Origin of the sequence: Terrabacter carboxydivorans (genome assembly GCF_039532035.1) — a bacterium.
In the GTDB taxonomy this organism is placed as follows: domain Bacteria; phylum Actinomycetota; class Actinomycetes; order Actinomycetales; family Dermatophilaceae; genus Terrabacter; species Terrabacter carboxydivorans.
The window spans coordinates 40,902-66,338 of the sequence record NZ_BAAARE010000003.1 but is presented as its reverse complement, the minus strand read 5'-3'; the positions used below and the strand labels follow the sequence as shown (position 1 = coordinate 66,338).

Below are 25,437 nucleotides of genomic sequence, written 5' to 3'. Positions count from 1 at the left end.
CACCGCGTGAGCAACCCCGACCGCCCGTCCCAGCCGCCCGTCGACCCGGCCGACCTCGACGCCGTCGAGCGCCAGCTCGGCCGACGTCCGCGTGGCGTGGCCGCCGTGGCGCACCGGTGCCCGTGCGGCGAGCCCGACGTGCTGCGCACCGAGCCCCGCCTGCCGGACGGCACGCCCTTCCCGACGACCTACTACGCCACGTGCCCGCGCCTCACCGGCGCCGTGAGCACTCTCGAGACGGCCGGCGTCATGAAGGAGATGACCGAGCGGCTCGGTCGCGACGAGCAGCTCGCCGCCGCCTACGCGAAGGCGCACGAGCACTACCTCGCGCAGCGCGCCGAGCTGGGCGAGGTCCCCGAGATCGAGGGGGTCTCGGCGGGCGGCATGCCGACGCGCGTCAAGTGCCTGCACGTCCTCGTCGGGCACTCGCTCGCTGCCGGGCCGGGGGTCAACCCGCTCGGCGACGAGGCCCTGGCGATGCTGGGCGACTGGTGGCAGCCCACGTCGTGCGCGGCCCTCCACGCCGCGGAGGACGCCGCCGAGGATGTGGCAGCCGGGGGCGCCGAGGACGGAGACGAGCGATGAGCGACACGCTGAGCAACACGACGAGCGACACCACCGGCAGCGGGGGGCAGACCCTGCGCGTCGGCGCGGTCGACTGCGGCACCAACTCGATCCGCCTCCTCGTCGCCGACGTCGACCCCGGCACCGGGGCTCTCACCGACGTCCTGCGCCGCATGGAGATCGTCCGGCTGGGCCACGGCGTCGACCGCACGGGCGTCATCGCGCCCGAGTCGATGGAGCGCACCCTGGCCGTCACGCGGGAGTATGCCGCCGCGTGCCGTGAGCTGGGCGCCTCCCGCGTGCGTTTCGTCGCCACGTCCGCCTCGCGCGACGCGCGCAACGCCGCCGACTTCATCGAGGGTGTGCGGGCGGCCTTCGCCGAGCACTTCGGCTCCGAGGTCTCGCCCGAGGTCGTCTCCGGTGACGAGGAGGCGGCACTGTCGTTCGCCGGGGCGACGGGCGGCCTTGCGGCGCAGGGAGTCTCCGGTCCCTTCCTCGTCGTCGACCTCGGCGGCGGCTCGACCGAGCTCGTGCGTGGCACCGACCACGTCGAGGCCGCCCGGTCGGTCGACATCGGCTGCGTGCGCATGACCGAGCGGCACCTCGTCAGCGACCCGGCGACCGACGACGAGATCGGGGCGGCGACCCGCGACATCGACGCGGCGCTGGACGTCGCCGAGTCCGTCGTGCCCCTCGAGGGCGTCGCGACGCTCGTCGGACTGGCCGGCAGCGTCACGACGATCACGGCGCACCTGCTGCGCCTGCCGGCATACGACCCTGATCGCGTGCACCTGGCCCGCTCGGCCCCCGCCGACATGGTCGTCGCCTGCGACGAGCTGCTCGCGATGCCACGGGTGCAGCGCGCCGAGCTTCCCTACATGCACCCGGGGCGCGTCGACGTCATCGGTGCGGGCGCACTCGTGTGGCGTCGGGTCGTCGAGCGGGTCGTGGACCGTGCGGGCGTCACCGAGGTCATCACCTCCGAGCACGACATCCTCGACGGGATCGCGCTCAGCGCCGCACGCCGCAGCTGACGGAGCCCATCGAAGGGGTCCGGGGAGGGGTCAGCGCTGGGGGAGAGCAGCGGCGAGCACGGGCTCGTCGGACTGCTCGTGCGCGCGTCGACGGTTGGCGCGCCACCGGGCGACCATCCACAGGGCGGCCGAGACGCCGAGCGCCCAGGTGCCGTTGGAGACCGTCGCGTCGACGACGCCGTAGGTGACGAAGAAGAGCGTCACGAAGACGACGGCGCGCACGTGCTTGGCCGACAGGCGCACCGCGGCGAGGAGCAGCCCGCCCCACAGGAGGTACCACGGGTGGATGACGGGGCCCGAGGCGCACAGCGCGAGCAGCGCGCCCGCGGTGGCGAGCACGGGGTTGCGCGGCGCCACGCGCCAGGTGATCCAGGCGATGGCGGCGAGACCGGCGAGCAGGCCGATGCTCTGGGCGATCGGGACGGGAGCCGACGTGACGCTCTCGGGCATGCCGGCGAGTCTCAGCAGCCACTCGACGACGCTGCCGACGAAGGTGGGCGGCGAGAGCATCGAGCGCAGCGAGACGGGCACGGAGAGGTTCGGGATCCAGCCCCAGCCGAGCCCCGACACGGCCGTGATGGCGGTGAACGTCGCGGCGGTGACGCCGCCGTAGACGAGGCCGTGGCGGACCATCGCGCGCAGCCGGGCCGGAGCCCCGGGTGCGAGGTCGGACTGCGCCTGCAACGCCATGCCGACGACGCCGATGAGCGCCAGCACGGCAGTCTGCTTGTAGGCCGCGGCGGCAGCGATGGTCATCGCCGCGGTGACGAGCTGCCCGCGGCTGGCCAGAAGCAGCGCGAAGGCCACGAGGGCGACCATGACGGCGTCGCCGTGGGCCCCACCGACGAAGTGCATGATGACGAGCGGGTTGAGGACGCCGAGCCAGAGCGCGTGCCGTCCGCTGACGCCGTAGCGCTCGGCGAGACGGGGGAGGGCGTAGGCGAGCAGACCGACCGCGAGGAGCGCCGGCACGCGCATGGCGAGGGCCGAGAGGTAGGCGTTCTCGGGGAAGACGCTGACGACGAGGTGCTGGACCTGCAGCGCGAGCGGACCGTAGGGCGCCGGCGTGTCGATCCACATGGGGTCGACCTGGTCGGCGAACGGTCCGGGCACCCAGAAGGGGCCGACGGCATACGGGTCCATGTTGCGCAGCACGATCTGGCCCTGCGCGGCGTAGCTGTAGGCGTCGCGGCTGAAGAGCGGCGGCGCGAGCATGATCGGCAGGCTCCACAGCAGCCACGCGAGGGACGGCGCCTTGCGGCCGTGCACCGGGCGCATGCGCAGCCAGGCGTCGACGAGCAGGGCCATGCCGACGGCGAGCAGGATCGTCGTGAGGACCCGTCCGGCGCCCGAACCGAGCCACTCGAGTCCGAAGCGCTCGATGAGGGGCGAGGCCGGCAGCTCGAAGGTGTCGGCGGGCAGGAATGCCGGGCTGATCGAGCCGGCGGCGACGAGGGTCGTGCCCAGGGTGCCGCGGCGGACCATGGGGTCGGCCCACGTGCGCTGCAGGGCGTCGGCCAGGCGCTCACCGAAGGCCGCGAGGCGGGTGTCGAGCGTCCAGGAGGCGAGGAGGGGCGTGCGCGCGGTCGCCGTCGTCGCGTCGGCGACACGATGCTCCAGCACCCGCTGCTCCTTCATCTGGTGAGGGGTCGGCGCCAGATGGCGCGCAGGTCCAGGAGGGAGCGCGTAGGCAGCCCCTGGACCACGATCTCGTCCGCCATTCTAGGCGGAGCGCGGGAGTGCCTGCCTCGCCGCGCCAAGGCGTGAGCAGGGCGTTACCGAACCGTGCCCGTACTGCTGGCGCCTGTGACGTACCCCCGGAGGGACTCGAACCCTCACCGTTGGCGATTTTAAGTCGCCTGCCTCTGCCGATTGGGCCACGGGGGCGGGGTCCCCAGTATGCCGTCACGCCGGGTCGATCCCGCCGCGCCCGGCCGAGCGTGTGCCGGCCGGTCGGACGCGTGTCGATCCTGCGTGAGGGAACCTTTCGGTGGGGTGCGTTCGCTTACTCTTGGGGACAGTCGTCACGCCCATTCGCGGGTCGTGGCACCCAGTGCTTTTAGGAGCGCACTCACATGGCAGGTGGAAACCCGGTCTTCGACCGGCTCAACAAGCAGATCGAGAAGGAGCGCTACGCCGGCTTCGGCTCGCCCCAGGGCAGTCCGCAGCAGCCGGCGCAGCAGGGCACGCAGGCTGCCACGTCCGGCTACGCGACCCGGGACGCGATGACGGCACAGCAGCTCAATGAGATGTACGCGCGCGAGAGCGCCGGCCCGGTCGACACCGGCCGCGTCACGGTCGACGACGTCGTCATCAAGAGCCTCACGCTGTTCGTCGTCACGGTCGCCGTCGCCGGCGTCTCGTGGTTCTGGACGGCCGCCAACACCGACATGACGCTGCCGTTCTGGCTCGGTGGCATGTTCGGCACGCTGATCCTCGGCTTCGTCATCGCCTTCATGAAGAAGGTCTCGGTGCCGCTGCTCATGGTCTACGCCGTGCTGCAGGGCGCCTTCCTCGGCGCCTTCAGCCAGTTCATCGCCTCGATCCCGAAGTACGACGGGGTCGTGCAGATGGCGGTCCTCGCCACCCTCTGCGTCTTCGTGGCGATGTACGTCGGCTACGCGACCGGCTTCGTCAAGGTCAACGACAAGACCCGCCGCATGTTCTTCTTCGCCATCGTCGGCTACGGCCTCTTCTCGCTGCTGCAGGTCGTCCTGCTCATGACGGGCGTCATCAGCGGCTGGGGCTTCGGCGGCAGCGGCGGCCTCGGCATCATCCTGTCGGTCCTCGGTGTCGGCCTCGCGTCGTACTCCCTGGCCATCGACTTCGACACGATCGACAACGCGGTCCGGGTGGGTGCGCCGAAGAAGTACTCGTGGCTGCTCGCGCACGGCCTGATCGTCTCGATCGTCTGGCTCTACATCGAGTTCGTCCGTCTCTTCGCGCGTCTGCGCGACTGACGCCCTCGTGACGCCTTCGCGCGCGGGTTCGCCGACCCCGCACGAGGTGTCAGACGAGCTCCGGCGCGTGGTCGAGCGGTGGCACCAGCTGCCGCTCGACCACGCGCTTTCTCGTATGCCGTCCGTCCGGGTCCTCGTGCAGTCGCTCGCCGACCGCGTGGCCGGGGCGCGGGGGCTCGAGTCCCGGCAGGTGCCCGACCTCGGCCCGGCCGTCGTCATGGACCAGCTGGCGGTGATGGTGCACGACCTGTTCGTGACCGAGCCGGACGCCGACCCCGGGGTGGTCGCGGAGGCACTGGCCGGCATACGCAGGCTGCTCTGACCCGCACCTTCTGCCGGAACGCCGAGTGGGCACCTGCCCGGGGGGAAGGTGCCCACTCGCCGTGGTCGGAGCGGGTCCGATCGTTCAGCTGAGGCGCTCGAAGATGACGGCCATGCCCTGGCCGCCGCCGACGCACATCGTCTCGAGGCCGAACTGCTGGTCGCGCTCACGCAGCGCGTTGATCAGCGTGCCGGTGATGCGGGCGCCGGTGGCACCGAAGGGGTGCCCGATGGCGATGGCGCCGCCGTTGACGTTGAGCTTGTCGTAGTCCATGCCGATCTGGTCGGCCGAGCCGATCACCTGGGCGGCGAAGGCCTCGTTGATCTCGTAGAGGTCGATGTCGCCGATCGACAGGCCGGCGCGCTTGAGCGCGAGGTTGGTCGCCTCGACCGGGCCGAGGCCCATGATCTCGGGCGAGAGGCCGGTCGCGGCGGTCGAGACGACGCGGGCGAGGGGCTCGAGGCCGAGCTCCTTGGCCTTGGTGTCGCTCATGATGACGAGGGCCGCGGCGCCGTCGTTGAGCGGGCAGCAGTTGCCGGCGGTGACCGTGCCCTGCTCGCGGAAGACCGGGTTCAGGCCCTGGACGGCCTCGAGCGTGACGCCGGCGCGGGGACCGTCGTCCTTGCTCACCACGGTGCCGTCGGGGGTCGTGACCGGCGTGATCTCCCAGTCGAAGAAGCCCCGGCCGAGGGCGGCCTCGGCGCGGTTCTGGCTCGTGACGCCCCACTCGTCCTGGCGCTCGCGGGAGATGCCGTAGGCCGTCGCGACGTTCTCGGCCGTCTGGCCCATCGAGATGTAGATGTCGGGGAGCAGGCCGTCCTGGCGCGGGTCGGTCCACGTCTCGTTGGACTCGGCGATGCGCTTGGTGCGGGCCTGGGCGTCGGCGAAGCGGCCGTTCTGCTGGTCCTCCTTGGCGCCACCGGCACCGGCCCAGTCGGTGTACTGCGAGACGCACTCGACGCCGGCGGAGATGAAGATGTCGCCCTCGCCGGCCTTGATCGCGTGGAAGGCCATGCGCGTCGTCTGGGCCGAGGAGGCGCAGAAGCGGTTGATCGTCGCGGCAGGGGTCGCGTCGATGTCGAGGAGCGTGGCGACGACCTTGGCCATGTTGGAGCCGTGGCGGCCGGAGGGCTCGGCGCAGCCGAGGTAGAGGTCCTCGACGAGGCGCTTGTCGAGGGCGGGCACCTTGTCGAGCGCGGCCTGGATGACCGTGGCGGCGAGGTCGTCGGGACGGACCTCCTTGAGCGAGCCCTTGAAGGCGCGGCCGAACGGCGAGCGGGCGGTCGAGACGATGACGGCTTCGGTCACGGGGGATCTCCTGGTGCAGCATCGACGGCCCGCGCTGCGGTGCGACGGGCGACTAAGCGCTTGCTCAGTTCCCACGATGGTAGGACGTCCTCGCACCCGTTGGACAGGGCGGTCGGCCATGACGTGCGTCTCGGTGCGCGGCGGAACGTGGCGGATCGCCCGCGACCGAGGGGGTCGCCCGCGGACCGGGTACGACCGGAAGGGCGGCCGGCGCGACGGCTAGGGTGGATCGTCGGCGCCGATGGCACCGACCCGGTCCGGGCACTCACTCCGGACCCTCCGACGACCAGGGGGCTTGCCCACCATGAAGACCTTCACGACTCGCGTCGTCGCCGTGTCCGGCGCGATCGCGATCAGCCTCGGCGCAGCCGCGTGCTCGAAGTCCGAGACGCCTGCCGCCGCCACCAGCTCCGCCGCGGCCACGTCGACGCCGGCTGCCACGACGAGCTCGACGACGGCTGCGACGAGCGGCTCGTCGCAGGCGGCCGACATCCTCGACAAGGCCAAGTCGAACGCCCTCGCCGCGACCTCGGGTGCCTTCGTCGGGCAGGTCGAGCAGAACGGCAAGGCCATCAAGATCGACTTCAAGGGCACGAGCGACGGCAAGACCGCCGACATCGCCATCGAGATGGAGGGCGACGGCAAGGCTCGCGTCATCTCGGTCGCCGACGGCGTCTTCATCCAGGGCGACGCGACCTTCTGGAAGAAGCAGGGCGCTCCCGCCTCGGTGCAGAAGGCCGGCGACAAGTTCATCAAGGCCCCGGCCTCGGCCTCGTCGATGACCGAGAGCCTCAGCCTGAAGAGCTTCCTCGAGAAGGCCTTCGGTGCGGTCACCCCGCAGCAGCTGTCGTCCGACGTCGCCACCGAGAACGTCAACGGCGTCGACTGCTGGGTGCTGACCGACAAGAAGGGCAAGAAGGAGGGGGCGCTGTACGTCTCCAAGGACAAGTCCGAGGTCGTGCGCTTCACCGGCTCGTCCGACAGCCCCGGCCAGCTCGACTTCTCCAAGTGGAACGAGGACCTCGGCATCAAGGCCCCTGACGCCGGCCAGATCATGAAGATCGGCTGACCTCCGTCACTTCCGAAGGGCCGCCCGCACGTGCGGGCGGCCCTTCGTCGTGCCGTGGCCGTGGCCGTGGCCGTGGCCGTGGCCGTGGCCGTGCCGTGGCCGTCGCGGGAACGGGTGCGGCGTCAGCGCAGGACGGCGTCCTCGGCGGGGTCCTGCGGCTGCCGCTCGTCGACGGGGGCGTATGCCGTCCCCTCCGTCCCGAGGTGCGCCGGGTCGGTGCTCGGGCCGGTGCCCACAGCGTCTGTGGAGAGGTCCGTCGGACCTGCCGCCGGTGTCGCGACGGCCGGGGAGGCGGCGACCGGCACGGTCGGGCGGATGCGGTGGAGCAGCACGGCCCAGCGGCCGTGGGCGCCGCGGGCCTGGCCGCCGACCTCCGCCGGGGCGACCTCGGTGCCCGGCTGGGTGACGGCCCTGGTCGCGGCGACGGCGAGCGGGCCGACGCTCTCCCCGCGCCCCAGGTTGGGCTCGGCCGGGGTGCTGCGCTCGCCGAAGAGGTCGAGGGCGGCACTGACGGTGGGCAGCAGGGCCGCGGCGACCCGGGCGTAGCCGGCGGGGCTGGGGTGGAAGCGGTCCTGGCTGAACATCACGTGCGGCTCCGCCGAGAAGGCCTCGCTCAGCAGGTCGCCGATCGACACGGCGCGCCCGCCGGCCTCGACGACGGCCACGGTCTGGGCGGCGGCGAGGTCGCGCGACCAGCGGCGCGCGAGCAGCCGCAGGGGCTGGGGGACCGGCTCGATCGCCCCGAGGTCGGGACAGGTGCCCACGACGACCTCGGCGCCGGCCTCGCGCAGGGAGCGGACCGTCATCTCCAGGTGCCGCACGGCCACGGTCGTGTTGATGCGGTGGGTGACGTCGTTGGCGCCGATCATGACGACGGCGACGTCGGGCTCGGGCACCGCGGACAGGGCGCGCTCGACCTGCTCGTCGAGGCCGGGCGACTCGGCCCCGATCACGGCGACGTTGGTCAGCTCGACCGGCCGCCCGCTGAAGGCGGCGATGCCGTTCGCGATGGTCGCCCCGATCGTCTGGTGCGCATGGTCCGCGCCCATCCCGACGCCGGTCGAGTCGCCGAGCACGACGAACCGCAGGGGGGCGCCGGACCCGGAGCCGTAGGTGCCGCTGTCGGCGGGGGCGCCCTCGAAGGGCTGGCCGACGATCCGCCGCGCCATCCTGGCCTCGACCCGCAGCACGCCGTAGCCGAGGGCGCCGAGGGCCCCCAGACCGGCGACACCCACGCCGCCGCCGTAGGCGGCCGCCTGCGCGATCTTGCGCGCGCGCCGTGCACGCCCCATCGGAAAGCCCCCTCCTGCGTCGCGGTCGACACTGCGTCCGGTTCACCACGGTAACGCCCGGGCCGGGCGGTCCGTGCCCGGTTCGGGACCGGCCGGTGGGTGGTCGATGGCCGGCCGAGGGCAGCTTGGGGGAAGCTCGAGGGCAGCTCCGGGGAAGGCTGGGAGGCCCGCTCGAGCGCTGAGGAGGCTGGGTGTCTCGACCGGTGGGACGGCCCTCCTAGGATGGGCGGGTGAAGTACGCAGAGAACGTCGCCGACCTCGTCGGCAACACGCCCCTGGTCAAGCTCGGCTCCGTCGTCGCGGACGCGGGGGTGAGGTGCACGGTGCTGGCGAAGGTCGAGTACTTCAACCCCGGTGGCTCGGTGAAGGACCGCATCGCCCTGCGCATGGTCGAGGCCGCCGAGCGCGACGGCCTGCTGGGGCCCGGCGGCACCATCGTCGAGCCGACGAGCGGCAACACCGGCGTCGGCCTCGCGCTCGTCGCGCAGCGCCGCGGCTACCACTGCGTGTTCGTCTGCCCCGACAAGGTGAGCCAGGACAAGCGCGACGTGCTCAAGGCGTACGGCGCCGAGGTCGTCGTCTGCCCGACCGCGGTCGAGCCCGAGCACCCCGACTCCTACTACTCCGTCTCCGACCGCCTCGTGCGCGAGATCGACGGCGCGTGGAAGCCGAACCAGTACTACAACCCCGAGGGCCCCAACAGCCACTACCTGAGCACCGGTCCGGAGATCTGGCGCGACACCGACGGCCGGGTCACGCACTTCGTCGCGGGCGCCGGCACGGGTGGCACGATCAGCGGCACGGGCAAGTACCTCAAGGAGGTCAGCGACGGCGCCGTGCGCATCATCGCCGCCGACCCCGAGGGCTCCGTCTACTCCGGCGGGACGGGTCGCCCGTACCTCGTCGAGGGTGTCGGCGAGGACTTCTGGCCAGGCGCCTACGACCCGTCGGTCGTCGATGAGGTCATCGCGGTCAGCGATGCCGACTCGTTCGAGATGACGCGTCGACTCGCCCGCGAGGAGGGCCTGCTCGTCGGCGGCTCGTGCGGCATGGCCGTCGTGGCGGCTCTGCGCGCCGCCAAGGACCTGCCCGAGGATGCCGTCATGGTCGTCCTGCTGCCCGACTCCGGTCGCGGCTACATGAGCAAGATCTTCAACGACGAGTGGATGCACTCCTACGGCTTCCTCAACGACCACACCGAGGAGACCGTCGGCTCGGTGCTGCGCAGCAAGTCGGGCGACATGCCCGCTCTCGTGCACACCCACCCCAACGAGACCATCCGGGACGCCGTGCAGATCCTGCGCGAGTACGGCGTCTCGCAGATGCCCGTCGTCAAGGCCGAGCCGCCCGTCATGTCCGGCGAGGTGGCCGGGTCGGTCAGTGAGCGAGCCCTGCTCGCCGCCCTCTTCACCGGCCATGCGCACCTCGCGGACTCGGTCGAGAAGCACATCGAGCCGGGCCTGCCGCTCGTCGGTGCCGGCTCGCCGGTGTCAGCGGCCCGCAAGGAGCTGGAGGAGTCCGACGCGATCCTCGTCGTCGAGGACGGCAAGCCGATCGGCGTTCTGACCCGGGCCGACCTGCTCGGCTTCCTCGCCGACTGACCTCCGCCGGGCGACGCCTGACACACGTATGCCGCTGGGCCCCCTCCACGAGGAAGGGGCCCAGCGGCATACGCGATACCTCTCATTCCACAGATCCATGGAATGATGGAGCCATGTCTCGCCCAGCCTCTGACCGCACGGTCGACCCGGCGCCCGTCGGCGATCGGCCGGTGCGCCTCGGCCTCCGCCAGAACATCGCCCAGTTCACCCTGCTCGTCGCGGTCAACGCGCTCGTCGGCGGCATGCTGGGGCAGGAACGCACGGTGCTGCCGCTGCTGGGCGAGCAGGAGTTCGGGCTCCGCGCCTACACCGCCGGGCTGTCCTTCATCCTCGTCTTCGGTCTCGCCAAGGCCGCCACGAACTACCTCGCCGGGACGTGGGCGGACCGCTACGGCCGCAAGCCCGTGCTGGTGGCAGGGTGGCTGGTGGCGGTGCCCGTCCCGCTCCTGCTGATCTGGGCCCCGTCGTGGACGTGGGTGCTCGTCGCCAACCTCCTGCTCGGGGTCAGCCAGGGGCTGACGTGGTCGGTCACGGTGGTCATGAAGATCGACCTCGTCGGCCCCGCGCGGCGAGGCTTCGCCATGGGTCTCAACGAGGCCGCGGGCTACGGCGCGGTGGCGGTGACGGCGCTCGTCACCGGCTACCTCGCGCAGTCCTTCGGGCTGCGCCCGGCGCCGTTCCTGCTCGGGCTCGCCTTCGCGGCGCTCGGGCTCGGCCTCTCGGTGCTCGCGGTGAGGGAGACCCGCGAGCACGCGCGTCTCGAGGCGTCGGGGCACGTGGCTCGCGCCGACGGACGACACGACCACCTGCACGACGAGCTCACCGACCGCGAGGTGTTCGTCCAGACCAGCTTCCGTGAGCCGGCGCTGTCCTCGGCGAGCCAGGCAGGGCTGGTCAACAACCTCAACGACGGCCTCGCCTGGGGGCTGTTCCCCGTCCTCTTCGCCGGCGCCGGCGTCTCGGTCGGCCGGATCGGTGTCCTCGCCGCCGTCTACCCGGCGGTGTGGGGGGTCGGGCAACTGGTGACCGGCGCCCTGTCCGATCGGTGGGGGCGCAAGTGGCTCATCGCTGCCGGCATGTGGCTCCAGGCGCTCGCCCTGGCCGGCATCGCGCTGGCCGACGCCTTCGCGTGGTGGGTCGTCGCGGCGGCCCTCCTCGGAGCGGGCACGGCGATGGTCTACCCGACCCTCCTGGCCTCGATCGGGGACGTCGCCCACCCGGCCTGGCGGGCGCGGTCGGTCGGGATCTACCGGCTCTGGCGCGACGGCGGCTTCGCGGTCGGCGCGCTCCTGGCGGGCGTCGTCGCCGATGCGCTCGGGGTGCGCGCGGCCGTCTGGGTCGTCGCAGCCCTGACGGCCGCCTCCGGGGTCGTCGTGGCCGCCCGGATGTACGAGACCCACCACTACCGGCACGCGCCTCTGGCGGGGGACGGTGCGACCGGTGGGTGACCGCGCGGCGAAGGACGACCTGTTCGGTGAGTTCGCCGCGGTGGGAAAGGTGCTCGGCCACGCCAAGCGCCTCGAGCTGCTCGACCTCCTGGCCCAGGGCCCGCGCAGCGTCGAAGTCCTGGCGGGGGCTGCGGGGCTCGGGATGAGCACCTGCTCGGCCCACCTGCAGGTCCTTCGCGAGGCGGGTCTCCTCGTGTCCCGGCGCGACGGCAAGCGGCACGTCTATGCCCTGGCCGGTGACGACGTGGCCGGATTGTGGGGAGTGCTCCAGCAGGTCGCCCAGACCCGCCGACCGCACACCGAAGCCGCCCGACGCGCGTACCTGGGTCCGGACGACACCGAGGCGGTGGAGACCGACGAGCTGCTGAGGTGCCTCGCCACGGGAGAGGTCGTCGTCATCGACGTCCGCCCGCAGGTGGAGTATGCCGCGGGGCACCTGCACGGGTCCCTCAACCTGCCGCTCGACGAGCTCGCGCAGCGGCTCGGCGAGCTGCCGGTCGGGCGAGAGGTCGTCGCGTACTGCCGGGGTCGCTACTGCGTCCTGGCGCACGACGCCGTCCGGATGCTGTCGGCGCACGGAGTGAGCGCTCGCCGGGCGGCCGACGGGGCGCTCGAGTGGCGTCTGGCCGGCCGCCTCACCCCGGCATCCAGCCAGGGCTGAGAGCGCGCGGACCACTGCTCCGTCCCGACGCGGCCCCGGTGAACCTCAGGCGAGGGTGAGGAAGAGCTTCTCCAGCGCGGCCTGGTCCTCCGGCTGCAGGCCGCCGGGGGAGCTGACGCACTCACGCAGGCTCCTCGAGACGATGGCGAAGCCGGCCCGGTCGAGAGCCTTGTTGACGGCGGCGAGCTGGGTGACGATGTCGCGGCAGTCGCGGCCCTCCTCGATGAGCCGGATGACGCCGCCGATCTGTCCCTGGGCGCGCTTGAGCCGGTTGACGACCGGGGTCAGGTCGTCGCTGGCGGGGGAGCCGGCCGCGGGCTCTGGGGTCGGCGTCGTCGGGGTGCTGGTGGCGGTCGTCATGCGGATCTCCTTGAGGGGGCAGAGGTTCAGCGCGAAGTCTATACCCCTTGGGGTATAAGTTGCGCATGGCCCCGACCGAGGTGCCCTCATCTCCGGATCAATACCCTAGGGGGCATGGCGGCGACGCGCCGTCCAGTTCGACGGAACGGCGGCAGGGAGGCTAGGGTTCTGTCTGACAGATACCCCCATGGGTATCGATCCCTAGTCCCGGAGGAGTGTCCATGACCACCATTGCCAGTATCGAAGAGCTCGCCGCCGCTGCTGCGGACGGCGCCGTCGTCGTCGACGTCCGGGAGCCGGGCGAGTACGTCGGGGGCCACGTCCCCGGGGCTGTGCTGATGCCGATGGGTCAGCTGCCGTCCCGTGTCGGCGAGCTCGACCAGCGGCGACCCGTCTACGTCATCTGCGCCAGCGGCAACCGCAGCCGCGCCATGAGCGACTACCTCGCCCGATCCGGCTTCGACGCGCGTTCCGTCGACGGTGGCACGTCCGCGTGGGCCGGATCAGGCCGACCGGTCGTCAGCGGCCTGAAGCCCGCCGGCTGAGGCGCTGCCCGCGAGGCAGCACCCGCCGTCACACCCCGCCCGACCCGACCTGCGCCCGCCACGACGAGAGGACCATCGATGGCCACCATCATCCCGATCGACACGCCCACGCTCGGCGACCGCAGCTACCTCGCCCATGACGGGCGGGTGGCGATCGTCGTCGACCCCCAGCGCGACATCGACCGCGTGCTCCGGCTCGCGGACGACGCGAACGTCTCCATCACGCACGTCTTCGAGACCCACATCCACAACGACTACGTCACCGGCGGCCACGCGCTGGCGCTCGCCACCGGGGCGGACTACCACGTCAACGCCGACGACGAGGTCTCCTTCGACCGCGTGCCGGTGCGGGACGGCGACGTCATCGACGTCTCCGACTCGCTGCGGGTACGGGTCATCGCCACGCCGGGCCACACCTTCACGCACCTGTCCTACGCCCTCGACGCGGCGACCCCCGGCGACGGCGGAGAGGGGTCGGGCGCGCTCCGACCGATCGGCGTCTTCACCGGCGGCTCGCTCCTCTTCGGCGCGACCGGGAGGCCCGACCTCCTCGGTCGCGAGCACACGCACGACCTCGTGCACCACCAGTACGAGTCGGCCCACCGGCTCGCCGACGAGCTGCCCGAGGACACCCCAGTGCTGCCGACCCACGGCTTCGGCAGCTTCTGCTCGGCCGGCTCCACCGGTGACACGACCGCCTCGACCATCGGGCAGGAGAAGCGGGCCAACCCCGCCCTGACCCAGGACGAGGAGCGCTGGGTCGCCGACACGCTCGCCGGGCTGGACGACTACCCCGCCTACTACGCCCACATGGGCGCCGCGAACGCCGGCGGCCCCGACGTGCCGGACCTCGAGGCGCCCGAGCGCGCCGACAAGGACGTGCTCGCAGACCGGATCACCCGCGGTGAGTGGGTGGTCGACCTGCGCAGCCGGACGGCATACGCGGCAGGGCATGTCACCGGGACTCTGAACTTCGGCATCGACGGCCAGTTCGCCACGTACCTCGGCTGGCTCATCCCGTGGGGCACGCCGCTCACCCTGCTCGGCGACTCGCCGGAGCAGGTCGCCGAGGCCCAGCGAGAGCTCGTGCGGATCGGCATCGACCACCTCGAGGGCGCCGCCACCGGCGAGCCGGCCGACTGGACCGACCAGCCACTGGGCTCGTTCGAGCGCGCCACGTTCGCCGACCTCGCCCAGGTGCGACACCACCGGGACGTCGCCGTCCTCGACGTCCGTCGCGCGTCCGAGCACGCCGCCTCGCACATCGAAGGTGCGGTCAGCATCCCGCTCCACGAGCTGCTCACGCGCCTCGGGCAGACGCCACCGGGCCAGGTCTGGGTGCACTGCGCCGGCGGCTACCGGGCCTCCATCGCGGCGTCGGTCCTCGCGGCCCACGGCCATCGCGTCGTCGCCGTCGACGACAGCTACGACGAGCACGCGGCGGCCACCGGCCTGCCCCTCACGGCCGCCGCCTGACCCCAGCCCGTCCGTCCCTTCCTGTCCCCAAGCTCCCACCCCTTCATCACCACGTCACACCACCACCGATGCCGCCGAACCGCGACGGCAGACAAGGAGAACGACCACCATGTGCCGACCCGCCACCTGCAAGACCTGCGGCAAGACCACCTGGGCCGGCTGCGGCCAGCACGTCGACCAGGTCATGCGCAACGTGCCCACCGGCCAGCGCTGCCCCGGCCACGCCCCCACCTCCACCGGAGGGGGCGGCTTCCTGGGTCGCCTCTTCGGTCGCTGAGACCCGATCCGCCCATCCGGTTGATCCGCTCGACCGACCCGTCTGAAAGCGGCCGGTCGGCGCCGGAGCGGGTGCGCGCCCACGCACCCGCTCCCGGCGCCGCGGCCGCCCCGACGCACCCGCCCCACGCACCCAAGGAGTCCGTCTCGTGCTGCTGCTGGCCATCCCGCTCGGCGTCCTCATCGGCCTGAGCCTCGGAGCTCTCGGCGGCGGGGGTTCGATCCTCACCGTCCCGGCTCTCGTCTACGTCCTCGGTCAGGACCCGCGCGACGCCACGACGAGTTCGCTCATCATCGTCGGGATCACCTCCCTCATCGCGCTCGTGCCGCATGCCCGCGCCGGCCGCGTGCGCTTCGCCCAGGGCCTGCTCTTCGGGGCGCTCGGGACGGCCGGCTCCTTCGCGGGGACCGCCCTGTCCCGGTCCGTCGCTCCCTCGACCCTGCTGCTCTCCTTCGCCGCGCTCATGCTCCTCGTGGCCGCCCTCATGCTGCGGCGCGTGCTCGGCTCCCGCCTGCCGGCAGAGGTGCTGGACCCGACCGAGGAGCCGATGATCACGCTGCGGCCCTTCGCCTGCGCCTGTCCACGGGTCGCGAAGGTGGTCGTCACCGCCACGCTCGTCGGCCTGCTCACCGGCTTCTTCGGCGTCGGCGGCGGCTTCGCCCTCGTGCCGGCCCTCGTGCTGGCCCTGGGCTTCCCCATGCCCACCGCCGTGGGCACGTCGCTGCTCGTCATCGCGGTCAACAGCGCGACCGCCCTCGTCGCTCGCGTGACCCACGGCAGCAGCACCCTGGACTGGCGGCTCATCGCCACCTTCACCGTCGCCGCGATCGTGGGGAGCCTCGTCGGCGGTCGGATCGCCTCCAGGGCCAACCCTCGGCACCTCACCGTCGCGTTCGCCGTCCTCCTCGTCGGCGTCGCCCTCTACACGGCTGCGCGCAGCCTGTCCCTCGTCGGCTGACACCCCCTCGTCAGCCACCAGCCCCGTCCGGTCGCCCGGACGGGTGATGAAAGGAACCATGAGCACCACCACTGACGCCACCACCCACCCTGCGGTCGCCCGACCCGCGTCCCTCGACCCGGCCGCTCTGCAGGAGTGGCTGGCCGCACCGGACCGTCCGCGACTGCTCGACGTGCGCACGCCGGCAGAGTTCACGACCGCCCACATCCCCGGCTCGTACAACGTGCCGCTGCCGCTCCTGCGAGAGCACCGTGACGAGCTGCGCGCCCACCTGGACCAGGAGATTGTGCTGATCTGTCGGTCCGGTGCCCGGGCCGGCCAGGCCGAGAGCCTGCTCGCCGAGACGGGACTGGCCAACGTGCACGTCCTCGCGGGAGGGGTCGTGGCCTGGGAGGCCGCCGGGGCACCCCTCAAGCGCGGCGCCCAGACGTGGGAGCTCGAGCGCCAGGTCCGGCTCGTCGCCGGCGGCATCGTCCTGTCCGGCGTCCTGGCCAGCACCAAGGCACCGGCCCTGAAGTGGGTGTCGGCCGCGATCGGCGCCGGCCTCGCCGGAGCGGCCCTGACCGACAGCTGCGCCATGGGCAAGGCGCTGTCGATGCTGCCCCACAACCGCCGGACGGCACCCACCCTCGGCGCGGTGATCCGCGAGCTGAACGAGGCGGCCGCCTGAGGCGCCTCCGTCCAGACCTCTCGGAATATACCCCTAGGGGTATCCGTTCAACTGTACAGACTCGTGTCCCATCCCCGTCAGGAGCCCCAGTGATCTTCACCCAGTACTACCTCGACTGCCTCTCGCAGGCCTCGTACCTGGTCGCAGACGAGACGAGCGGCAAGGCCGTCGTCGTCGACCCCCGACGCGACGTCGCCGAGTACCTCGACGACGCACGGGCCCGCGGGCTCGAGATCGTCGGCATCGTCAACACCCACTTCCACGCCGACTTCGTCTCGGGGCACCTCGAGCTGGCGCGTGAGACCGGCGCGTGGATCGGCTACGGCGAGGCCGCGGCCACGGACTTCCCCGTGCGCCACCTCGCCGACGGCGAGCGCATCTCGCTCGGTGACGTGACGCTCGAGATCATGTCGACGCCCGGGCACACCCCCGAGTCGATCTCGGTCCTCGTCTTCGAGCACGCCGACGACGACGTCGCCCACGGCGTGCTCACGGGTGACGCCCTCTTCATCGGCGACGTGGGTCGCCCCGACCTGCTCGCCTCGGTCGGCGTCACGGCCGACGAGCTCGGCAAGATGCTCTACGACTCGGTGCAGCGCAAGCTCATGGGCCTTCCGGATGCCGTCCGCGTCTTCCCCGCCCACGGAGCCGGCTCGGCCTGCGGCAAGAACCTCTCGACCGAGCGCCAGTCCACGATCGGCGAGCAGCGCGCCCTCAACTACGCCTGCCAGCCCATGAGCGAGGCGGAGTTCCTCGAGGTGGTGACCGCCGGTCAGTCCGCGGCGCCCGCGTACTTCGTCTACAACGCCACACTCAACAAGCAGTCCCGTGAGCTGCGTGCCGTCGACGCCGCCGTCCCGGCGCTCGACGAGGCCGCGGTCGAGGCCGCCATCGCCCGTGGGGCGCGGGTCCACGACGCCCGCGACGTGCAGGAGTTCGCCGCCGGGCACCTGCGCGGCTCGGTCAACGTGCCCGCCGACGGTCGGATGGCCGAGACCGTCGGGATGGTCTTCGCGCCCGAGGACGAGATCGTCGTCATCGCGCCGGAGGGCCAGGAGCAGGAGGTGGCCACGCGCTTCGCTCGCATCGGCTACGACCACGTCGTCGGCTACGTCGCGGATCCGGAGGCCTACCTCCTGACGCACCGGGGCGACGTCGACCAGGCGAGCCGCCTCTCGGTCGCCGAGGCCGACCGGGCCGCCGTCAGCCAGGACGTGCAGGTGGTCGACATCCGCAACGCCGGTGAGCTCGAGTCCGGTGGCCTTCCCGGCGCAGTGCACATCCCGCTCGCCGAGCTGGCACGACGCAGCGTCGAGCTCGACCCGACCCGGCCGGTCCTCGTCTACTGCGCGGGCGGCTGGCGCAGCTCGGTCGGTGCGAGCCTGCTGCGGTCGAAGGGCTACGCCGACGTGTCCGACATCCTCGGTGGCTACGGCGCGTGGGACCGCGCCCACGCCGTCGCCTAGTCACGCCGACGCGCAGCCCGACCGAGGGCTTCGGACCGTATGCCGTTGGGCTCGCTTCCACGAGAAGCGAGCCCAACGGCATACCTGCGAGAAGAGCTGGTGCTCAGTCTGTCTGCTTGGCCTTCGCCTCGGCCTTCTTGGCCTGCTTGAACTCTCGTACCTTGAGCAGCGAGTCGGCGTCGACGACGTCGGCGACCGAGCGGAAGCCCTCCAGGGCGTAGTCGCCTGCTGCGGACTCCCATCCGTCGGGGCGCACACCGAGCTGCTTGGCAAGGAGCGCCACGAAGATCTGCGCCTTCTGCTTGCCGAAGCCCGGCAGCTCCTGCACCCGTCGCAGCAGCTCCTTGCCGGTGTCCGCCTCGGTCCAGAGGCGGGTGACGTCGCCGTCGTAGCGGTCCTCGACGAGGGCGGCGAGCTCCTGCAGGCGCGCGGCCATCGAGCCCGGGAAGCGGTGGATGGCCGGCGGCGTGCTGGCCATCGCCTTGAACTCGTCCGGGTCGGCCGCCGCGATGGCGGCGGGGTCGAGCGTGCCGAACCGGCTCAGCACCTTGTAGCCGCCCCGGAAGGCGTGCTCCATGCCGTACTGCTGGTCGAGCATCATGCCGACCACGACGGCGAACGGGTGCTCATCGAGGACCTGGTCGGCGGCCGGCTCGTTGGCGATGTGGAAGCCCATGCCCGCATGCTCTCACGCAGGTGCTCGCTCGATCAGACTGCGCACTCCGTCCAGGTCGGTGCTCCCGGTGCGACGGTGGCCGCCCCGGAGGTGAGTGCGGCGACGACCCCGGCGACGGCGTCCTGGTGCCCCGGCACGACGCTGACGCGGAGCAGCAGGCCGGTCGCCGACCACTCGGTGTCGGTGACGACGCAGCCGTCGTGCCCGCGCAGGGCGTTCTCGACCCGCGGGCCGTCCGCGGCCGCGACCGAGACCGTGAGCCCTTCGCGCAGCTCCATGGTCAGGATCGTCGCCTCGTCGACGGCCGCAGCGACCGCGTCGCCGTAGGCGCGGATGAGGCCGCCGGTGCCCAGCAGGGTGCCGCCGAACCATCGCGTCACGACGGCCACGACGTCGGTCAGCCCGCGCCCGCGCAGGACGTCCAGCATGGGGGCGCCTGCCGTGCCGGACGGTTCTCCGTCGTCGTTGCTGCGCTGGGTCGCCCCGTCCGGACCGAGCACGAACGCGGTGCAGTGGTGCCGGGCGTCGCGACTGCCCGAGCGCACCTGCTCGACGAACGCGCGAGCCTCGTCCTCCGACGCCGCCGGTGACAGGTCGCACACGAACCGCGACCGCTTAGCCTCGATCTCGGCGGCGGCGGGGGAGGCGAGGGTCAGGTAGCGGCGTGGCGGGCTCAGCGGCATACCTTCCGTGGGTGGGCGGACGGGACCTTCCGAGTATGCCGGGAGGCCGGGGAGCGCTCCCCATTGCACCGACCGTGCCCGTCAGGTGAGGATTGGCCCGGTTTGCAGGGGTGAAGGGGAGATCTGTGTTCTCGAAGGGTGCTGACGTCGACGCGCTGCGCGACTCGGCGGGCCGCATGGCGTCGTTCGGCCGGGAGGTCGACGTCGTCCGCGCACGCGGGCAGCGAGCGGTGTCCACGATGCAGGGGGCCTGGCAGGGGCCGGACCTGCAGCACCTCGTCGAACGCTGGCGGAGGGTCGAGCACGACCTGCACCGGATCAGCGTCGAGCTCGACCGGCTGTCCCGTCGCCTCCACGACAACGCCGACCTCCAGCACCGGTCGTCGGGGGCATCGATGACGTCGGGTTCGTCTGGCTCGAGCGGCTCGAGCGGCTCGAGCGGCTCGAGCGGCTCGTCGGTGGAGGCGGTCCGGTCGCCCCAGGGGAGTGTCGCGGTCGGCACCCCAGCCACGGCGTCCGTCCCGGACGGTCCTGCTTCCCGAGTGCACGGCGGGGGTCCGCGCGCCCACGCCGTCGTCGCGAGCGACGCCCTGGCCGGGTGGGGCCCTGACGGCGGGCGTCCCGTCGTGACGCCCGGCGTGCCCCAGCCGCTGCAGGCGATGGGGTGGGGACACTGGATCGGTAGCGCCGGTGCGGCGCCGGGCCTGACGGTCGACCCAGGTCACGGTCCGGTCGTGTCCGCTGCGGTCACGGCCGCCGCAGCGCACCACCTCGGCCTGCCGATCCGCTGACACGTCCCGCGGACGTCCCGCGCCGGCTCGTCCGGTGCGGCCTCGTCAGCTGACGAAGCGGTCGACCACGACCTCGACGAGCTCCTCGGGGGCCGCCTGGTGGGGCAGGAGCAGGGGCTCGGTGACGACGTCCGCCCCGGACCGGCGCGCGAGCTCGGCGAAGAAGCCGGGAGCGAGCAGATAGGTCGCCACGACGACTCGCCGCCCCGGGAGCCGTTGCGCTGCAACGGCATCGGCGAGCTTGGGCTCGGCAGCCGAGAGGTAGCCCGCGACGACCGGGCGCCCGATGAGCCGGCCCAGAGACGCCGCCACCTGCTCGCAGTCACCCAGGGCCGACGCCTGCGACGAGCCGGCCGCGCCGAGGACGACGACGTCGTCGTCGCGCAGCCCTGCCTCGGTGAGCCGCCGCACGAGCAGCGCCGCCAGCCGGTCGTCCGGACCCAGGGCCGGCGCGACGGTCGTGCCCGGAACCGCCTCCGCAGCCTCCGCGAGGTCGACGTAGACGTGGTATCCCGCCGAGAGCAGCAGCGGCACGAGCCGCGCCGGGACCGCGTCCTCGAGCGAGGAGAGCACCGTCGCCGGCTCCGGAGGCTGCACGTCGACGAACGCCGCCCGGACCGTGAGGTCGGGCCGCCGCGCCGCCACCGCGGCCACGAGCCCCCCGATCGCCGACCTGCCGGCTGCCGACGACGTGCCGTGGGCCACCGCCACGAGCACTGGTGGTGCGCTGGTCATGGGCCTCACTCTGTCAGGTCCGCAGCGAGTGGGGGAGACGTGCCCGGAGCGCGGGCCTCGCCCTCCCCGGGAACGCACCTCACGGCATACGCCCTCGTGAGCGGGCCGTTACCCGCCCCTCGCGGGACGGAAACGCGGACGAAACACGCCCTTCCTAGGCTGGCGTCCGACGTGGAACGCGAGCTGCGACGGGAGGTCGCCGTGCTGATCGAGACCGACCTCAGGGGCCTGTCCGTGCTGGTCGTGGGTCCTCCGGGACCGACGAGCGCGGTCGTCCGCCGCTACGAGCGGGCGGGTGCCGTCGTCACGGTCGCCGCCTCGGCCGATGGCGTGACGCCCGAGCTCTGCGAGAGCGCCCGGCTGGGTGTGCTCGTCGGGCCGGCGGCCACGTGGGCCGTGGCCCGCTCGGCGCTCGCGGAGCGCTGTCCCGTCGTGACCGAGCCGCTCCCGGACGCGTCCCGGGGACGGGTCGTCCTCGTCGGCGCGGGTCCCGGGGGTCTCGAGCTCATGACGCTCGCCGGGATCCGCGCCCTCGCAGAGGCCGACGTCGTGCTGACCGACCGGCTCGCGGAGGTGGGTGACATCGCCACCCTCGCCCCGGGCGCCGATGTCATCGACGTCGGCAAGCGACCCGGTCACCACGCCGTGCCGCAGGACGAGATCGAACGTCTCATGGTCGGGCGCGCCCTCGCCGGCCTCACCGTGGTGCGCCTCAAGGGCGGCGACCCCTACGTCTTCGGTCGTGGGGGTGAGGAGGTCGCGGCCGCCGTCGAGGCGGGGCTGCCGGTGACGGTGGTGCCAGGCGTCTCCTCGGCCGTCGGAGTGCCCGGCAGCGCCGGCATCCCGGTGACCCACCGCGGCGTCAGCCACGTCTTCACGGTCGTCTCGGGGCACGTGCCGCTGGATCCCCAGCAGGCGCAGGCGCTCGCCGGGCTCGGAGGCACCGTCGTCATCCTCATGGGCATGCACAACCTCGTGCCCCTCACGACCGCGCTCATGGGCGCGGGGCTGGCGGGCAGCACACCGGCCGCTATCGTCGAACGCGGCTTCAGTCCCGACCAGCGCAGCATCGTCGGGACGCTGGGCACGCTTTCCGACCTCGCGGCCCGCGCCGGCGCGTCGTCGCCGTCGGTCATCGTGCTCGGGGAGGTCGTCCGGCAGTCGGCCGTGTGGGCCCGTCGCACCGGCGCCGTGCGGGACGGGTCGGCCGACCTGCTCGACCGGATCGCCCTGGATGCCCTGGACGCCCTGGACGTCGTCGCGTGAGCGAGCCCACCGAGGTGCCGGGGACGTCCGTCCGGCGCGCCCACCCGCCCACGGCCTGGTCGGCGGAGCTCGGCGGTCCCGATCCTGACGCGACGCGGGGCGAGGCGGCGGGGCCTGTGCTGACCGGCTTCCGGATCGGCGTCACGTCCGACCGTCGGTCCGGCGACCTCATCGACGCCTTCGTGCGCCGGGGTGCCGAGGTGATCCATGCGCCTGCGGTCCGCATCGCCCCGGTCGAGGAGGACGAGATCCTCCTCGGCGACACGCGGGCGATCATCGCCGGCCGTCCCGACGTCGTCATCGTGACGACGGCCTACGGCTTCCGACGCTGGGTCGAGGCGGCCGACGCGGCCGGGCTCGGGGAGGAGCTGGCGCGGACCCTCGACACCGCTCGCATCATCGTTCGAGGCCCCAAGGCACGCGGGGCCGTGCGCGCCGCAGGGCACGACGACGCCGGCATCGCCGACGACGAGCGCACCGCCTCGACGGTCGGGCTGGCACTCGAGTCGGGAGTGGCGGGCAGGCGGGTGGCCGTCCAGCTGCACGGGCACGAGGACGTGGAACAGCTCGAACGGCTGCGCTCGGCCGGGGCGACGGTGTTGACCGTCGCCCCCTACCGGTGGGTGCGTCCGACCGACGAGAGCCGGTTGGGCCGCCTGGTCGCCGCGGTCGCAGCCCGCGAGGTCGATGTCGTGACCTTCACGTCGGCGCCCGCGGTCGACGGACTCGTCTCTGCTGCAGCGCAGCTCGGCATGGACGGTGTGCTGGTCGACGCGCTGCGCCGAGGCGTCACGGCGGCCGCGGTGGGGCCGGTCACGGCTGCGCCCCTGCTCGACCTCGGCATCACGCCCATCGTGCCCGAGCGCTTCCGGATGGGGGCGCTCATCCGGAGCGTCGTCGAGCACCTGACGGTCAACGGCGTCGAGCACGTGGAGACGGCGCTCGGGCCGCTCGTCGTGCACGGCCGCGTCGTGACCTTCGGCGGCGAGACGGTGACCCTGTCGCGCGGTCCGCGCGCCATGCTGGCCGCGCTCATGTCGGAGCCGGGTGCGGTGCTCTCCCGCGAGCGGCTGCTCGACGAGCTGCCGGACGCCGAGAACGAGCACGCCCTCGACATGGCCGTCAGCAGGCTCCGCTCGGCGCTGCCCGACCGGCACCTCGTGCAGACGGTCGTGCGCCGCGGCTACCGCCTCAACGTGTAGCGGCCGCCTCGGCGTCGCCGACGATCGCGGGTGCGTGGTCGGCGATCCAGTCCATGAGCGGCACCATGCGCTCGGCCAGCTCTGCGCCGCGGGAGGTGAGGGAGTACTCGACGTGGGGCGGGACGACGGGCCTGGCGTCGCGGTGCACCAGTCCGTCGGCCTCGAGCATCCTCAGCGTCTGGGCGAGCATCTTCTCGCTGACGCCCTCCGCCCGCCGCCGCAGCTCGCTCCACCGAAGGGGGTCGCCCTCGGCGAGGGCGAGGATGACGAGCGTGCCCCACTTGCTCGTCACGTGGTCGAGCACGACGCGGCTGGGGCAGTCGGAGGAGAAGATCCCGTCGGGGAAGTGCCGACGCAGGGTGGGACTAACCGTCATGTCAGTACCTTACTTAAAAGTGGGTACTAACTTTTGGGAAGTATGCCGTGGGTGGCGTCGTTCTGGAGGGTGTCAGCTCCCCCCGAAAGGAACGTCATGACCCTTCTCGTCACCGGTGCCAGCGGCCAGCTCGGCCGTCTCGTCGTCCAGGCCCTCCTCGAGCGCGGCACGCCTGCTGCCGACGTCGTCGCCGTCGCCCGCACGCCCGAGTCGATCTCCGACCTCGCCGACCGCGGAGTCCAGGTGCGGCACGCCGACTACACCGACCCCTCGTCCTTGGACGCGGCCTTCGCCGGCGTCGACCGTCTCCTGCTCGTCTCGGGCAGCGAGGTCGGTCAGCGGATCGCCCAGCACGCCAACGTCATCGACGCCGCCAAGCGCGCGGGCGTCGGCTTCGTGGCCTACACGAGCATCACCCGCGCCGACACCACCGACCTGCTCCTCGCTGCCGAGCACCGCACGACCGAGGAGCTGCTCGTCGCCTCGGGCCTGCCGCACGCCCTCCTGCGCAACTCCTGGTACCTCGAGAACTACACCGCCCAGCTGCCGACCTACCTCGAGCACGGCGCCGTGCTCGGTGCCGCGGGCGAGGGACGCGTGAGCGCCGCGACGCGCGCCGACTACGCCGAGGCCGCCGCCGTCGTCCTCGCGGGCGAGGGCGGTCACGGCCACGAGGGCGCCGTCTACGAGCTCGGTGGCGACCACGCGTTCACGCTCGGTGAGCTCGCCGAGAGCGTCGGCCGGGTCAGCGGTCGTGAGGTCGTCTACCGCGACCTGTCGGTCGCGGACCTCACGGCGGCGCTCGTCGCCGCGAGCCTGCCCGAGGGGTATGCCGGCGTGCTGGCCGACAGCGACCGCGGCATCTCCGAGGGCGCGCTGTTCACCGACAGCGGCGACCTGTCCCGTCTCGTCGGCCACCCCACGACCGACCTCGAGACGGCGCTCCGCGACGCCCTCGTCCGTTCCGCCGCCTGACCCAGCCCCCTTCCAACCGTCGAGAGGCCACGAACGGCCCCCTCCCACCCGTCGAGAGGCCACGAACGGCCCCCTCCCACCCGTCGAGAGGCCACCAGGACCGGGCCACACGTGGCCTTTCGACGGTGTTGCAGGGGCCAGACGTGGCCTTTCGACGGTGAGGGATCCGCGAAGTTTGGCCTTTCGACGGTGGGGGTCCCGCGAAGTTTGGCCTTTCGACGGTTGGGGACCCGCGAAGTTTGGCCTTTCGACGGTCAGGAAAGGGGGAGGCCGATCCTGACGGTGCCGTGCTGGACGCGGACGGCATACGTCGGCAGCGCCACGTCCGGGTCGTCGAGCGCCACCCCGGTCCGCAGCGAGAAGACCTGCTTCAGCAGCGGCGAGGCCACGGTCGGGTCCCCGCCGCGGTCACCCGTGAGGCCGCGCGAGATGACGGCCGCGCCGGCATACGGGTCGAGGTTGTCGACGGCGTAGATCATCCCGTTGGGCAGCAGGAAGAGTGCCGCCTGGGCTCCCCGCGGCAGCAGCACGGCGACGCCACGACCCGGCACCAGTCGGTCCACGGGGCAGGCGGACACCCACTCCCTCGATCCCGGCTGGGGCAGGATGCCCGGCCGGACGACCGTGCGTGACCCGGTGACCGGGGTCCCCGCTGCGGGGCTGTCCATGATGGTGGCGCTGGTCGCGGCGATGGTGGTGGTCATGATGGTTCCCCTGGTCTC

The 25,437-nt window shown here is 72.6% G+C and carries 27 protein-coding genes and 1 tRNA gene; 18 read left to right on the top strand and 10 right to left on the bottom strand.

Features of this window, described 5'->3' with window-relative positions:
* Positions 1 to 6 precede the first annotated feature (6 nt).
* Together ABD297_RS04060 and ABD297_RS04055 are read left to right on the top strand one after the other, a co-directional pair.
* Positions 7 to 585, top strand: coding sequence for a DUF501 domain-containing protein (locus ABD297_RS04060; protein ID WP_344253231.1), 579 nt, complete (start codon positions 7 to 9; stop codon positions 583 to 585).
* Complete coding sequence (locus ABD297_RS04055; RefSeq protein ID WP_344253229.1) at positions 582 to 1,598, top strand: Ppx/GppA phosphatase family protein; 1,017 nt, start codon at positions 582 to 584, stop codon at positions 1,596 to 1,598. Before ABD297_RS04060 ends, ABD297_RS04055 begins: the two co-directional genes overlap by 4 nt.
* Before the next feature lie 30 nt (positions 1,599 to 1,628).
* Here the strand turns inward: ABD297_RS04055 and mptB are convergent, their stop codons facing one another.
* Together mptB and ABD297_RS04045 are read right to left on the bottom strand one after the other, a co-directional pair.
* Positions 1,629 to 3,221: a polyprenol phosphomannose-dependent alpha 1,6 mannosyltransferase MptB gene (gene mptB, locus ABD297_RS04050; RefSeq protein WP_344253226.1), complete on the bottom strand. Its 1,593-nt coding sequence runs from the start codon at positions 3,219 to 3,221 to the stop codon at positions 1,629 to 1,631.
* A gap of 189 nt (positions 3,222 to 3,410) precedes the next feature.
* Positions 3,411 to 3,485 (bottom strand) — tRNA-Leu (locus tag ABD297_RS04045).
* A 188-nt stretch (positions 3,486 to 3,673) separates the two neighbouring features.
* On the opposite strand from ABD297_RS04045, the gene ABD297_RS04040 reads away from it, so the two are divergent.
* Together ABD297_RS04040 and ABD297_RS04035 are read left to right on the top strand one after the other, a co-directional pair.
* Positions 3,674 to 4,558 carry a Bax inhibitor-1/YccA family protein gene (locus tag ABD297_RS04040; protein WP_344253224.1) on the top strand — a complete coding sequence of 295 codons (885 nt, stop codon included), beginning with the start codon at positions 3,674 to 3,676 and terminating at the stop codon, positions 4,556 to 4,558.
* Between the two features lie 46 nt (positions 4,559 to 4,604).
* Complete coding sequence (locus tag ABD297_RS04035) at positions 4,605 to 4,880, top strand: hypothetical protein (protein WP_344253222.1); 276 nt, start codon at positions 4,605 to 4,607, stop codon at positions 4,878 to 4,880.
* An 84-nt stretch (positions 4,881 to 4,964) separates the two neighbouring features.
* Here ABD297_RS04035 and ABD297_RS04030 read toward each other — a convergent pair whose 3' ends face one another.
* Positions 4,965 to 6,188, bottom strand: a complete 1,224-nt coding sequence (locus ABD297_RS04030; RefSeq protein ID WP_344253220.1) for an acetyl-CoA C-acetyltransferase — start codon at positions 6,186 to 6,188, stop codon at positions 4,965 to 4,967.
* A gap of 304 nt (positions 6,189 to 6,492) precedes the next feature.
* On the opposite strand from ABD297_RS04030, the gene ABD297_RS04025 reads away from it, so the two are divergent.
* Positions 6,493 to 7,257 carry a hypothetical protein gene (locus ABD297_RS04025; protein ID WP_344253218.1) on the top strand — a complete coding sequence of 255 codons (765 nt, stop codon included), beginning with the start codon at positions 6,493 to 6,495 and terminating at the stop codon, positions 7,255 to 7,257.
* A 122-nt stretch (positions 7,258 to 7,379) separates the two neighbouring features.
* On the opposite strand, the gene ABD297_RS04020 is transcribed toward ABD297_RS04025, so the two are convergent.
* Positions 7,380 to 8,549 (bottom strand): SGNH/GDSL hydrolase family protein, encoded by a 1,170-nt coding sequence (locus ABD297_RS04020; RefSeq protein WP_344253216.1) that lies wholly within the window; start codon positions 8,547 to 8,549, stop codon positions 7,380 to 7,382.
* A gap of 230 nt (positions 8,550 to 8,779) precedes the next feature.
* Between ABD297_RS04020 and ABD297_RS04015 the strand changes: the two genes are divergently transcribed.
* The 3 genes from ABD297_RS04015 to ABD297_RS04005 all read left to right on the top strand — a co-directional run bounded on the left by ABD297_RS04015 (position 8,780) and on the right by ABD297_RS04005 (position 12,259).
* On the top strand, positions 8,780 to 10,150 hold the full coding sequence (locus ABD297_RS04015) for a cystathionine beta-synthase (RefSeq protein WP_344253214.1): 1,371 nt from the start codon (positions 8,780 to 8,782) through the stop codon (positions 10,148 to 10,150).
* 113 nt (positions 10,151 to 10,263) lie between these two features.
* Positions 10,264 to 11,598 (top strand): MFS transporter, encoded by a 1,335-nt coding sequence (locus ABD297_RS04010; RefSeq protein WP_344253212.1) that lies wholly within the window; start codon positions 10,264 to 10,266, stop codon positions 11,596 to 11,598.
* On the top strand, positions 11,591 to 12,259 hold the full coding sequence (locus ABD297_RS04005; protein WP_344253210.1) for an ArsR/SmtB family transcription factor: 669 nt from the start codon (positions 11,591 to 11,593) through the stop codon (positions 12,257 to 12,259). Before ABD297_RS04010 ends, ABD297_RS04005 begins: the two co-directional genes overlap by 8 nt.
* A gap of 45 nt (positions 12,260 to 12,304) precedes the next feature.
* On the opposite strand, the gene ABD297_RS04000 is transcribed toward ABD297_RS04005, so the two are convergent.
* Positions 12,305 to 12,619 carry a metal-sensitive transcriptional regulator gene (locus tag ABD297_RS04000; RefSeq protein WP_344253208.1) on the bottom strand — a complete coding sequence of 105 codons (315 nt, stop codon included), beginning with the start codon at positions 12,617 to 12,619 and terminating at the stop codon, positions 12,305 to 12,307.
* 221 nt (positions 12,620 to 12,840) lie between these two features.
* Here ABD297_RS04000 and ABD297_RS03995 point away from each other — a divergent pair, with 221 nt between their 5' ends.
* From ABD297_RS03995 to ABD297_RS03970, 6 genes are all read left to right on the top strand, one after another.
* Positions 12,841 to 13,164, top strand: coding sequence for a rhodanese-like domain-containing protein (locus ABD297_RS03995; RefSeq protein WP_344253206.1), 324 nt, complete (start codon positions 12,841 to 12,843; stop codon positions 13,162 to 13,164).
* A gap of 78 nt (positions 13,165 to 13,242) precedes the next feature.
* Entirely contained in the window at positions 13,243 to 14,640 is a 1,398-nt protein-coding gene (locus tag ABD297_RS03990; RefSeq protein WP_344253204.1) for a rhodanese-like domain-containing protein, read from the top strand.
* A 109-nt stretch (positions 14,641 to 14,749) separates the two neighbouring features.
* A complete protein-coding gene (locus tag ABD297_RS03985) occupies positions 14,750 to 14,917 on the top strand; it encodes a hypothetical protein (protein WP_344253202.1) in 168 nt (55 codons plus the stop codon).
* A 148-nt stretch (positions 14,918 to 15,065) separates the two neighbouring features.
* Positions 15,066 to 15,875: a sulfite exporter TauE/SafE family protein gene (locus tag ABD297_RS03980; protein WP_344253200.1), complete on the top strand. Its 810-nt coding sequence runs from the start codon at positions 15,066 to 15,068 to the stop codon at positions 15,873 to 15,875.
* Positions 15,876 to 15,933: 58 nt separating this feature from the next.
* On the top strand, positions 15,934 to 16,545 hold the full coding sequence (locus ABD297_RS03975; RefSeq protein WP_344253198.1) for a rhodanese-like domain-containing protein: 612 nt from the start codon (positions 15,934 to 15,936) through the stop codon (positions 16,543 to 16,545).
* Between the two features lie 89 nt (positions 16,546 to 16,634).
* Complete coding sequence (locus tag ABD297_RS03970; RefSeq protein ID WP_344253196.1) at positions 16,635 to 18,011, top strand: MBL fold metallo-hydrolase; 1,377 nt, start codon at positions 16,635 to 16,637, stop codon at positions 18,009 to 18,011.
* Positions 18,012 to 18,114: 103 nt separating this feature from the next.
* Here the strand turns inward: ABD297_RS03970 and ABD297_RS03965 are convergent, their stop codons facing one another.
* Together ABD297_RS03965 and ABD297_RS03960 are read right to left on the bottom strand one after the other, a co-directional pair.
* Positions 18,115 to 18,687: an HhH-GPD-type base excision DNA repair protein gene (locus ABD297_RS03965; protein ID WP_344253194.1), complete on the bottom strand. Its 573-nt coding sequence runs from the start codon at positions 18,685 to 18,687 to the stop codon at positions 18,115 to 18,117.
* 32 nt (positions 18,688 to 18,719) lie between these two features.
* A complete protein-coding gene (locus ABD297_RS03960) occupies positions 18,720 to 19,370 on the bottom strand; it encodes an IMPACT family protein (RefSeq protein WP_344253192.1) in 651 nt (216 codons plus the stop codon).
* A gap of 125 nt (positions 19,371 to 19,495) precedes the next feature.
* On the opposite strand from ABD297_RS03960, the gene ABD297_RS03955 reads away from it, so the two are divergent.
* Entirely contained in the window at positions 19,496 to 20,161 is a 666-nt protein-coding gene (locus ABD297_RS03955) for a WXG100 family type VII secretion target (protein WP_344253190.1), read from the top strand.
* A 45-nt stretch (positions 20,162 to 20,206) separates the two neighbouring features.
* Here ABD297_RS03955 and ABD297_RS03950 read toward each other — a convergent pair whose 3' ends face one another.
* Positions 20,207 to 20,896 carry a sirohydrochlorin chelatase gene (locus ABD297_RS03950; protein ID WP_344253188.1) on the bottom strand — a complete coding sequence of 230 codons (690 nt, stop codon included), beginning with the start codon at positions 20,894 to 20,896 and terminating at the stop codon, positions 20,207 to 20,209.
* A gap of 201 nt (positions 20,897 to 21,097) precedes the next feature.
* Here ABD297_RS03950 and cobA point away from each other — a divergent pair, with 201 nt between their 5' ends.
* Both cobA and ABD297_RS03940 read left to right on the top strand, forming a co-directional pair.
* A complete protein-coding gene (gene cobA, locus ABD297_RS03945) occupies positions 21,098 to 22,162 on the top strand; it encodes a uroporphyrinogen-III C-methyltransferase (protein ID WP_425581129.1) in 1,065 nt (354 codons plus the stop codon).
* Positions 22,159 to 23,364, top strand: coding sequence for a uroporphyrinogen-III synthase (locus ABD297_RS03940; protein WP_344253184.1), 1,206 nt, complete (start codon positions 22,159 to 22,161; stop codon positions 23,362 to 23,364). The genes cobA and ABD297_RS03940 overlap by 4 nt, the downstream gene beginning before the upstream one ends.
* Here ABD297_RS03940 and ABD297_RS03935 read toward each other — a convergent pair.
* Positions 23,354 to 23,740, bottom strand: a complete 387-nt coding sequence (locus ABD297_RS03935) for a winged helix-turn-helix transcriptional regulator (protein WP_344253182.1) — start codon at positions 23,738 to 23,740, stop codon at positions 23,354 to 23,356. The genes ABD297_RS03940 and ABD297_RS03935 overlap by 11 nt on opposite strands.
* A 96-nt stretch (positions 23,741 to 23,836) precedes the next feature.
* On the opposite strand from ABD297_RS03935, the gene ABD297_RS03930 reads away from it, so the two are divergent.
* Complete coding sequence (locus tag ABD297_RS03930) at positions 23,837 to 24,715, top strand: SDR family oxidoreductase (RefSeq protein WP_344253181.1); 879 nt, start codon at positions 23,837 to 23,839, stop codon at positions 24,713 to 24,715.
* Between the two features lie 254 nt (positions 24,716 to 24,969).
* Here the strand turns inward: ABD297_RS03930 and nirD are convergent, their stop codons facing one another.
* Positions 24,970 to 25,419, bottom strand: coding sequence for a nitrite reductase small subunit NirD (gene nirD, locus ABD297_RS03925; RefSeq protein ID WP_344253179.1), 450 nt, complete (start codon positions 25,417 to 25,419; stop codon positions 24,970 to 24,972).
* Positions 25,420 to 25,437: the final 18 nt, after the last annotated feature.

Excerpts from the sequence above, each read along its gene's own strand:
- ABD297_RS04055 (WP_344253229.1), top strand. The coding sequence starts at position 582 with ATGAGCGACACGCTGAGCAACACGACGAGCGACACCACCGGCAGCGGG.
- ABD297_RS04040 (WP_344253224.1), top strand. The coding sequence starts at position 3,674 with ATGGCAGGTGGAAACCCGGTCTTCGACCGGCTCAACAAGCAGATCGAG.
- ABD297_RS04025 (WP_344253218.1), top strand. The coding sequence starts at position 6,493 with ATGAAGACCTTCACGACTCGCGTCGTCGCCGTGTCCGGCGCGATCGCG.
- ABD297_RS04020 (WP_344253216.1), bottom strand. The coding sequence starts at position 8,549 with ATGGGGCGTGCACGGCGCGCGCGCAAGATCGCGCAGGCGGCCGCCTAC.
- ABD297_RS04010 (WP_344253212.1), top strand. The coding sequence starts at position 10,264 with ATGTCTCGCCCAGCCTCTGACCGCACGGTCGACCCGGCGCCCGTCGGC.
- ABD297_RS04000 (WP_344253208.1), bottom strand. The coding sequence starts at position 12,619 with ATGACGACCGCCACCAGCACCCCGACGACGCCGACCCCAGAGCCCGCG.
- ABD297_RS03995 (WP_344253206.1), top strand. The coding sequence starts at position 12,841 with ATGACCACCATTGCCAGTATCGAAGAGCTCGCCGCCGCTGCTGCGGAC.
- ABD297_RS03990 (WP_344253204.1), top strand. The coding sequence starts at position 13,243 with ATGGCCACCATCATCCCGATCGACACGCCCACGCTCGGCGACCGCAGC.
- ABD297_RS03985 (WP_344253202.1), top strand. The coding sequence starts at position 14,750 with ATGTGCCGACCCGCCACCTGCAAGACCTGCGGCAAGACCACCTGGGCC.
- ABD297_RS03975 (WP_344253198.1), top strand. The coding sequence starts at position 15,934 with ATGAGCACCACCACTGACGCCACCACCCACCCTGCGGTCGCCCGACCC.
- ABD297_RS03965 (WP_344253194.1), bottom strand. The coding sequence starts at position 18,687 with ATGGGCTTCCACATCGCCAACGAGCCGGCCGCCGACCAGGTCCTCGAT.
- ABD297_RS03960 (WP_344253192.1), bottom strand. The coding sequence starts at position 19,370 with ATGCCGCTGAGCCCGCCACGCCGCTACCTGACCCTCGCCTCCCCCGCC.
- ABD297_RS03950 (WP_344253188.1), bottom strand. The coding sequence starts at position 20,896 with ATGACCAGCGCACCACCAGTGCTCGTGGCGGTGGCCCACGGCACGTCG.
- ABD297_RS03935 (WP_344253182.1), bottom strand. The coding sequence starts at position 23,740 with ATGACGGTTAGTCCCACCCTGCGTCGGCACTTCCCCGACGGGATCTTC.
- ABD297_RS03930 (WP_344253181.1), top strand. The coding sequence starts at position 23,837 with ATGACCCTTCTCGTCACCGGTGCCAGCGGCCAGCTCGGCCGTCTCGTC.
- nirD (WP_344253179.1), bottom strand. The coding sequence starts at position 25,419 with ATGACCACCACCATCGCCGCGACCAGCGCCACCATCATGGACAGCCCC.